5 protein-coding genes are annotated in these 8,810 nt (G+C 69.8%); 2 read left to right on the top strand and 3 right to left on the bottom strand.

What is annotated here, in order from left to right; translation table 11 throughout:
• Positions 1-146: 146 nt before the first annotated feature.
• Positions 147-320: a CsbD family protein gene (locus tag AB0D94_RS20480; protein WP_362053644.1), complete on the bottom strand. Its 174-nt coding sequence runs from the start codon at positions 318-320 to the stop codon at positions 147-149.
• Positions 321-532: 212 nt separating this feature from the next.
• On the opposite strand from AB0D94_RS20480, the gene AB0D94_RS20475 reads away from it, so the two are divergent.
• Positions 533-1,066, top strand: a complete 534-nt coding sequence (locus AB0D94_RS20475) for a DoxX family protein (protein ID WP_362053641.1) — start codon at positions 533-535, stop codon at positions 1,064-1,066.
• 59 nt (positions 1,067-1,125) lie between these two features.
• Positions 1,126-1,620, top strand: a complete 495-nt coding sequence (locus tag AB0D94_RS20470; protein WP_362053638.1) for a hemerythrin domain-containing protein — start codon at positions 1,126-1,128, stop codon at positions 1,618-1,620.
• A gap of 146 nt (positions 1,621-1,766) precedes the next feature.
• Here AB0D94_RS20470 and AB0D94_RS20465 read toward each other — a convergent pair whose 3' ends face one another.
• On the bottom strand, positions 1,767-2,216 hold the full coding sequence (locus AB0D94_RS20465) for a hypothetical protein (protein WP_362053635.1): 450 nt from the start codon (positions 2,214-2,216) through the stop codon (positions 1,767-1,769).
• Between the two features lie 23 nt (positions 2,217-2,239).
• Entirely contained in the window at positions 2,240-8,788 is a 6,549-nt protein-coding gene (locus tag AB0D94_RS20460; RefSeq protein ID WP_362053632.1) for an RHS repeat-associated core domain-containing protein, read from the bottom strand.
• Positions 8,789-8,810: the final 22 nt, after the last annotated feature.

The following is an 8,810-nucleotide window of genomic DNA, read 5'->3' as shown; positions in this document are numbered from 1 at the left end:
GGGTGGGGCCCGGCGGATCCAGGTGATCCGCCGGGCCCCACCGGACAGTCCGTACGCACGACACCGGACAGTCCGAACGCACGACCGAGGGGCGGGACCGTCACGGCGGTCCCGCCCCTCGGTCGTACGGATCCGACAGAGACGTCCTAGTCCTTGAGGACGTCCTTGATCTTCTCCTTGGCCTGGCGGGCATCGCCCTTCATCTGGTCCGCGCGTCCTTCGGCGGTCAGGCGTTCGTTCCCGACCGTGCGGCCCGCGGCTTCCTTGGCCTTGCCCTTCGCCTGTTCCTTCTTCGCCTTCATCTTCTGCTCACCCGACACGACTGGCACTCCGATCGCTGGGGGATCTCCTGACGTGCTGCGCCTAACCGCTCGCCGGGTTCCTAAACGTGGGCGCCCCGGGGAAGGGCGGGCTTCTTCGCGGTGGCGGCCGAGGGCCGGCCGCCGCCCGACTCGCACATCCCTGTACCGGGCATTTCGCCCCGTTTTTAGTCACTCTGGGTCCTTCGCTACCTCCTACAGAAAGGGCCACGATGACAGCGCCCCCTTCCTTCGCTTCTCCCCGTACCACGCCCGGCAGCACCACCCCCTTTGACGTAGGCCTGCCCGTGCTGCGGCTCGTGCTCGGCGCGATCATGATCGTCCATGGAACCCAGAAGCTGTTCCGGTGGTTCGACGGCCCCGGTATCAAGGCCACGGGCGGCTTCTTCAGCAGGGCCGGCTACCCGGCGGGCGAGACCATGGCGGCGATCGCGGGCCTGACCGAGACGCTGGGCGGTCTGGGCCTGATCCTCGGCCTGCTCACCCCGCTGGCCGCCGCCGCCGTCGTCGGCATCATGATCAACGCCATCACCCTCAAGTGGAGCGGCGCCGTCCTCGGGATGAAGGGCGTCGAGTTCGAGTCCCTGATCATCGCCGCGGCCGTCACCCTCGCCCTCACCGGCCCGGGCCGTTTCGCCGTGGACAGCTTCCTGCCGGTGCTGCGCAACCACCGGCTGGTCCACGGAGTCCTCGCCCTCGTCCTGGGGGTCGTCCTGGCGCTCGTGGTGCTGCTGCTGCGGGACTGACCCGCAAGCCCCGGCGAAACCGATAGCAACGCAGGACCAGTCGAGCAGAGGAGCGTGTTGTGCCCGAAAAGCAGGACGTGGTGGCCGTGATTCTCAAGGACCACCGCAGGATGGAAGAGCTGTTCCGCCGGATGCGCAGCGTCGAGGCGGACCGTGCGGCGGCCCTGGAGGATCTCGCGGCGCTGCTGATCGCCCACGGGAAGGCGGAGGAGGCGGAGGTGTACCCGGCGCTCAAACGCTTCCGGAACGTGGACGACGAAGAGGTCGAGCACGGCAAGGAGGAGCATCAGGAGGGCAACGAGGCCCTGCTGGCGCTCATGGAGGTGGACGAGGTCGGCTCCGACGAGTGGGACGAGAAGCTGGAGGAACTCGTGAAGGCCGTCGCCCACCACATCGACGAGGAGGAGCGCACGATCCTCAACGGAGCCCGGGAGAACGTTCCGGACGCGCGGCGCGAGGAGCTCGGCGCGCTCTTCCTGCGGGACAGGGCCGAGCACCTGGAGGCCGGCTGCGGGAGCATCGACAGCGTCCGCACGGTCGTGCGGGAGCAATGACGGGACCCCCTGGGCCGCGCCACCCGTGGGCTGCTCCGGCTGGAGCGTGACGGTCGCGACCGCGCCCCGGCCCAACGGGTCACGCCCGGGCCGCGAGGCGTTCTGCCTCACAGCCCGGGCGTGTGCGCCGTGCCGACGGTCACCCGTCAGCCGGTCTTGCGGATCCTGTACCCGTACTCCTTGTCGCTGTTGGTGGAGAAGTACAGCTCCGGGTGGTCCTCGCTCCCGGCCACACCCAGCCGCCCCACCTCGGAGTCGTCCGAGAACGAACCCCCCGCGTCGTACGAGAGCTCGACGGCGGTTCCGGCGTCCAGCGTCGACCACGTCCCCGTGCCCGACAGCTTGCCGTCCCCGGCCGGGGGCTCGATGAAGCTGAAGACGACGGCGTCACGCGGAATGCCCGACATCTCGAAGCGTCCGTCCGCCCGGAAGTCCACCCGCCCGCCGCCGTCGCCCGTCCAGGCACCGGCCACCTGCGAGGTGTCGATCCGCACGGGAGCGGAGCCGCTCCCCTGGCCGCCGCAGCCGGCGCTGCCGGCGAGCAGCACGGCCGCCGACACGGCCAGGGCCGTCCGCCGGCCGTTCCAGCGCTTCATTTCGCCTCTTCCCTTCCGCCTGCTCACTTGTAGATGGTTTCGGTCCAGCGCAGATCCACCCGGTACCCGGCGAAATAGCCTCCGGTGTACTGCGGTGTCTTGTTGAAGACCTGCTGCCACTTCCCGTGCCCCGGAGCGAAGGACTCGTTGTCGATGTCCGTCCACGCGTGGTACTGCACCGTGAGCGTATTGCCCTTGCTCTTGGTGACGTTGTACTTGACGTCGTAGGACCCGAGCACGCCCTGCGCCTCGCGGTCGTCCTTGCCGAGGATCAGGCCGCCGAGATCGGAAGCGTACACACCCGCCATCTGCAGGAGGTTCAGGTCCTCCCCGTCGCGGGTCTTGGTGACGCTGTACTTGTCCTGGCCCTTGGTCTTGCCGGTCTCGTTGAACTGGGCGGCGACCTGCTCCCTGACGTCCTTCATGCTGCTGCTCTTGATCAGCGCCTGGGTCATCTTGTCGTCGCCGTCGTACGACCCGTTCGGGATGGTGTTCTTCATCTCCGGGCTGCCCCAGATCCAGCGCAGCGCCAGCGACCAGGGGCCGTCGCTGTTGACCTTTCCGTCACCGCCGTGCTCGTCGTTGGCCAGCTCGCCGGACGGCGGCCGGCACATCGCCTGTGCCTCCAGGAACATCTTCTGGATCTTCTGCATCTCAGGGCTCAGCTGCCCGGTGAACTGCAGCGGGACCGGGTCGGGGCCCAGCAGCAGGGGCGGCCGCTGGAGCAGCGGGGAGGAGCCTCCGGCGCTTCCGGTGAAGCCCTGCGAGGTGCCCCAGGAGCTGCCCGAGGTACCGGTGCTGCTGGATCCCCACAGCGGCGGCGACACGAACATCTCCAACATGACCACAGAGATGTCGCAGTCGACCCCCATCGTGCAGGTGAAGGAGGCCTGACCCGACGGGTCCGCCGAGGTGACGGGGTTGCTCTCCGCGTAGCCGTACCCGTTCAGCGACTGGTGCTTCTGCGGCTCCAGCAGCGGGTCGGCACTGATGAAGCGGCCGAGTGCCGCGTCGTACTCACGCGCGTCGACATGGGTCAGCCCCGTCGACTTGTCCTGGGTCTTGCCCAGGAAGCCGCGGTCGTCGACCCAGCTCCCGACGCCGCCCCCGCGCTCCTCCCCGAAGGCGTTCAGGTACCGCTTGGTGACCGCCTGGGTGTCCGAGGCGATGGCCAGGCTGGAGGTTCCGTGGCGGTCTCCGGCCAGGTAGTGGACCTTGTTCGCGCCCGACTGGTTGGAGCGGACGGCGACCGTCAGCTCCTTGGTCCCGTAGAAGCGCTGCGCCCAGAACTTCCCGTCCGCCTTCAGGTGGAGCTCCGTGCCGCCGGCGTACAGGACCCGCTCGCCGTCCTTCTCGCTGCGTACGAGCAGGTTGCCGTCGGCGTCGTACAGGTAGTCGGTCGCCTTCGCGCCCTCGGTGACCTTGTCCAGCTTGCCCTCGGTACCCCAGTCCAGGGTCTGCGTGCCGGTGGCGCCGGGCCGGTTGACCGTATTGCCCGCCGCGTCGTAGACGTAGGACTGCTCCGGGGCGGCGCAGTCGTTCTTGGTGCTGGTCCCCCTCAGGGTGTGCGGCTGGGCGGTCTTGAAGCAGGACGTCGTGGTGACGTCGCCACCGGCCTTGTGCTCGGTCTCGCTCTTGCGCTGCCCGGCGGTGTCATAGGTGTAACCCGTCCAGTACGGAGCGGGGCCCGAGAGGCTGTCCGCCTTCCTGGGATCGGCGCACTTCCGGGAGGACGGGGTCCATGCCTCGGTCAGCCGGCGGAAGCCGTCGTACGCGAAGCACTGCGTCTCGGCCTTGCCGGTACCGCCGAGCGTCGTCGGATCGGCGACCTCGGTCACGTTGCCGACCTGGTCGAAGGAGTAGGTGAGGTCCTGCAGCATGTAGGGGTGCGTCTGGTCGGTGACGTGGCTGCGGGTCAGCCGGCCGGTGCCCTCCTCGTAGGTGTTGGTGACGAAGACCTTCTTGTTCGCCTCCGTGTTCGCGGTGCCCAGGATGAGCTGCTGCGCCTGGCCGAGCGCCGAGTAGTCGGTGGCCAGCAGGTAACCGGTGCTGCCCACGATGGACTTGACCTGGCCGAGCGAGGTGTAGTCGTACCCGACGATCTCGGACTCCAGGCCGCCCAGCGCCGGCTCCGTGGAGTTCATCTTGGTGCCGTCGTTGTTGAACGCCGTCGTGAAATCGATCGAGGCCGGGGCACCCGCCTTGACCAGTGGATCGGTCGCGGGCAGCTTGAGCCGGGTGGCGGTGGCGCGGTCGAGGCTGTCGTACGCCGTGACCTCGCGGGTGTAGGCCTGGCCGGTCTTGCCTCCGACGTAACGGGTGGAGGAGGACGGCTTGCCCTTCACCACGGCGTCGTAGCCCTGCGAGGTGAGCAGGTTGGCATCGGTCGCGCTGCCCGCCCAGGTGTGGGTGATGCGGCCGATCTCGTCGTACGCGGTGAGCACCGACTTGAGCCGGGCGTCGGTGGTCTTGACCACCTGGTCCAGGGCGTTGTAGTCGGTGACCGCCTTGCCCTTGTCGGGGTCCACCGAGGTGGTGCGACGGCCGAACAGGTCGTAGCCGTACGTCCACGCGGCCCCGTCCGGACCGGTGATCGTGCTCTCCTTGCCGTCCGGCGTGAAGCCCGTCTTCACCGAGGTGTACGCGACCCCGAGGGAGCCGCCGTACTGGGCGTCGGCCGGGTCGGTACCGGCGTACGAGCGGGTCTCCACGGTCCGGCCCAGAGCGTCCACGATCACCCTGCGGGCGCTGCCGCCCGCGAGCGCGGTCGTGGCCACGGAGTCACCGGTGTGCGTGGTGGAGACGGTCCACCGCTTGGTGCCGAAGAACAGCACGGACCGCTGGGTCTCGCGTCCGGCGCCGTCGAAGACGACCTCGGTCTGGGTGGGCGACTCGCCGTACTCGGCGCGGGTGTACGTGGCGTTCGGCGCCGTGGTGTTGTCGAAGATGTCCGCGTGCGTCTCGTAGGCCAGGCCGCGCGAGTCGTAGCGGGTGTCGGTGAGTACGCGGCCGCCCTGCGGGGTCGGCGACTGGCTCTGCAGCGGCCGCAGCAGCGCGTCGTAGATCGAGTACGTGGTGTTGTAGGTCGTCCCGTCCTTCTTCAGGACCGATGTGGAGACCGCGGACGGCTTGCTGTTGCTGAGCTGGTAGCCGAACTTCTGGTTGGGGCTGTAGCCGGCCGCGCGGTTGCGGTTCGGGAGCCAGACGTCCGTCAGGCGGCCCACGGCGTCGTACGCCAGCTCGGTCTTCCTCGCGTTCGGGTCGAAGGTCCGCAGCGGCAGGCCGCGCCGCGGGTCGAAGAAGGTGATGGTCTTGTGCCCCTTGGCGTTGGTCACGGCCGTCCGGGTCACCGGGCCCGCGTCCGGCGGGGTGTACTCCGTGGTCGTAGCCTTCTTGTCCGCGTCGGTCACCGAGAGCGGCCGGCCGAGCGCGTCGTAGCCCGTGGTGGAGACCTCCTGCCAGGAGGGCTGGTCCGAGGCGTTGTACGCGGCGGCCCGGCCCGTCCAGGTCGGCAGTCCCTTGGACGGCTGCTGGGCGGCCGACCAGGGGGCCCCGTCGTAGGAGATGGCGGTGTCGGACAGGACGTCACCGCGCTTGGCGGACTCGGCCGGCAGGTCCAGCTGGGCGTCCGTCACAGAGCAGGCCTTGCCCACCGTGCGGGTACGGGACGGCAGGTTGGTCAATCCGGCCGTGGTGTTGCGGGCGAACCAGGTGCGGGTGCACGTCTCGTCGCCGGTCACGGCGTCGTCGCCGCCGTCCTGGACCTGGTACGGCATACCGTACTCGTCGTGGTCGGTGGTGCTGGTGCGCGAGCGCCAGGCCTTCGACGCCGGCGCCGCCGTCAGGAACGTGTGCGTCGTCGCCTTGTGGGTGCGCACGTACCGGGCCACCTGGTCACCGGCTCCGGGCACCTCCTGGCGCGCCGTCTCCTTCGCCCAGGGCTCGTTGACCACGACACCGACCGGGGTGGCGCCGGAGTACGTGATCTGCTGGCGGAGCTGCCCGCTATACGAGCCGGAGTCCGCGATCGCGGGAACGGCCAGGCCGCTCACCCCGATCCCGGGGACGCTCACCGACTTCGTGGAGCCGTCCTTCTTCCTGTCCCCGTCCATGCCCTGGAGGTACAGCGAGACGGTCTTCGACCGGGCCGGGGCGTCCTTGGCGCCCTTGAGGACCGTCACCTGGCGGTAGCCGCGCCAGTCGGACCAGGTCCGCTCCTCCTGCGGGGTGAACGGCGAGTCGCTGTAGTGCCAGGCGGCGCCGCTGTAGCTGTACTCCTGCTCGATGCCGTCGTTCTGGCCCGCAGGATCGGAGTTCACCACCGCGAGCACGCGGTACTTGTGGAACCAGTCCACCGAGGCCTTGTCGGAGCCGTTGATGTTCCAGTACTGCGGGAAGCAGTTGCGGGTGTTGGTGTCCTCGGCGGCGCCCAGGACCTCGCTGCGCACGCACTCGGGCGCGGACATGGTGACCCTCGTGACCGCTCCGGTCTCGGAGGTGACCGTGGAGACGCGCGGGCGGGTCAGCGGCAGGATGTCGTCCGTGCCGTCCACCCGGTTGGGCCGCATGTGGTAGGTGAAGGACACCGGATCCATGGGCACGGCCGTGCCCGCCTTGGCGGTCCGCTTCAGCGACTTCAGCGTCAGCACCTGGTCGGAGGTGTCGCCGATGTCACCGCCGTCCAGGTACTCCTGTACGAGCTCCCACGAGTCCACCGCGTCGTACGAGGACGTCGCGGACGCCCAGGTGAAGGTGTTGATGCCGGTCAGCCGCTTGCGCGTGAAGAAGGACGGGGCCAGGCCGTCGCACTCGGCGTCGTCCTCGGAGCAGATCGCGTCGAAGGGCACGTCCGGCCAGTTGTCGGCGGTGTCCTTGGTGAGTTCCGTGCAGTCCGAGGCGGTGCAGCGCTCCTTGTGGTCGAAGGTGACCTTGGCGTCGGCGGCGTCCGTGAAGAGCGCCCCCTTGCGCAGGCCGTACTTGACCTCCTTCAGGTAGCCGCCGCGGACGTAGGGGGTGTCCGCCTTGGCCGCCTTGTTCTTGCGGTAGTGGTTGGTCTCGGTCGTGTACCAGTAGGTGGCCGCGTTCCCGCGGGTGTCCTCGACGTAGTCGAGGTTCCAGCGCCACGCCTGGGTCAGGGAGCGGCCCGCGAAGGAGGTGCCCTCGCTGTAGCCGGGCTCGCCCGAGTCGTCGCCGAACACCGGCGCGGTCCATACGGAGTTGGTGCGCTCCGCGGCCGCCCCGTCGAGCTTGTTCAGGCCGAAGACGTACTTGGAGCCGTCCCCGGTGACCACGGTCCAGTGCTCGCCGTTGTCGTCGCCGTTGTCGGCGCCGGTGGAACGGGTCACCACCGAGGCGTCGTCGCCCTGCAGCCGCCACGCGCCGGAGACCTTGTCCTTCACCAGAGTGGAGGACTTGCCGTTCAGCACGAGCCGGGCGTTGTCGTACTTCCAGCAGAGGTCGAAGACGTCGTCGTGGCCGTCGTCGTCACAGCTGCCGTAGCCGCGCTCGACGTAGGACTCGGTGATGCCGAACCCCTCACCGACCGAGGTGCCCTGGTTGTTGGTGGTCGCCGTACGGCCGTCGATGCTGCCGGAGTCGTACGCCAGCGAAACCGTCGGCGCCGGGCCGGCCGCCGCCGCGGGCGGCTTGAAGTCGTAGGACCAGGTGAACGCACCCGAGCTGCTGCCGGCCGACCAGGACGAGGATTCCGCCAGTTCGGTGGCGGAGTAGTCGCCGCTGCCCTTCGCAGACTCACCGGCGCCGGGGCTGCCGGCGGTCAGGGCAAGCACCGTGGCACCCGAGGAGGCCGACACCGTCTGCGTCGACATGCCGGAGGAGGCCGCGGCCAGCGGCACCGAGGCGGACACGGTCTGCGTCCGGGTGTCGTTGACCGACCCCAGCCGGGTACGGCTGCGGCACTCCTGCTTCTCGGGGCTGGTCAGGGCGCAGGCGGGCAGTCGTACGAGCTCCAGCCGGCCGGACCAGCCACCGCCGATCGCCGACGCGAACTCGCCGTATCCGACGCTGACTTGAGCCTGGCCCGCCGTCGGGGCGGTGGCGGTGAGCACCACGCCGAGGATGCCCAGCCGGTCGGCGGCCTGCTGGTCGAGCACGGTGACCGTGGCCTGGGTACCGGCCGCGGCACTGTCCCTCGCCCCGACCGCCGGAGCCATCGCCAGCGGCAGGCCGCCCGCGAGGGCCTTGCCCCGGCCGGGCGTCTTCGGCTGGCCGGCATCCGCCGCCGCGGTGAGCTCTACCTTGGCGCTGCCCGCCTTCGGCCAGGCGCCCTTGCCCTGCTCGGCGGTGGCCCTGCGGGCCTGTTCCGCGTTGGCCGCCGCGTCCTTGGCGACCTGTTCCCTCGCCTCCTTCGCGCCGGGACCGTTCACCGCCTTGACCTTGCTGACCCGGGGCGGGCGCACATCGGGGCGGCCGAAACCGCCCGGCTGCGCCTCCGCCGCCGACGCGAAGGCCAGCGGCGCCACCAGGCCCAGGGCCACCGCACCCGCCAGGAGGCGCGGTCTGCTGCGGCCGCCGCCCTCCCTCGGGCGCGGACCACCTATGTGAAACAACATCAGCTCCCTCTCCACCACAACT

It is taken from the genome of Streptomyces sp. NPDC048255 (genome assembly GCF_040652415.1).
Lineage (GTDB): Bacteria > Actinomycetota > Actinomycetes > Streptomycetales > Streptomycetaceae > Streptomyces.
This window is presented reverse-complemented; position numbering and strand designations above follow the sequence as displayed.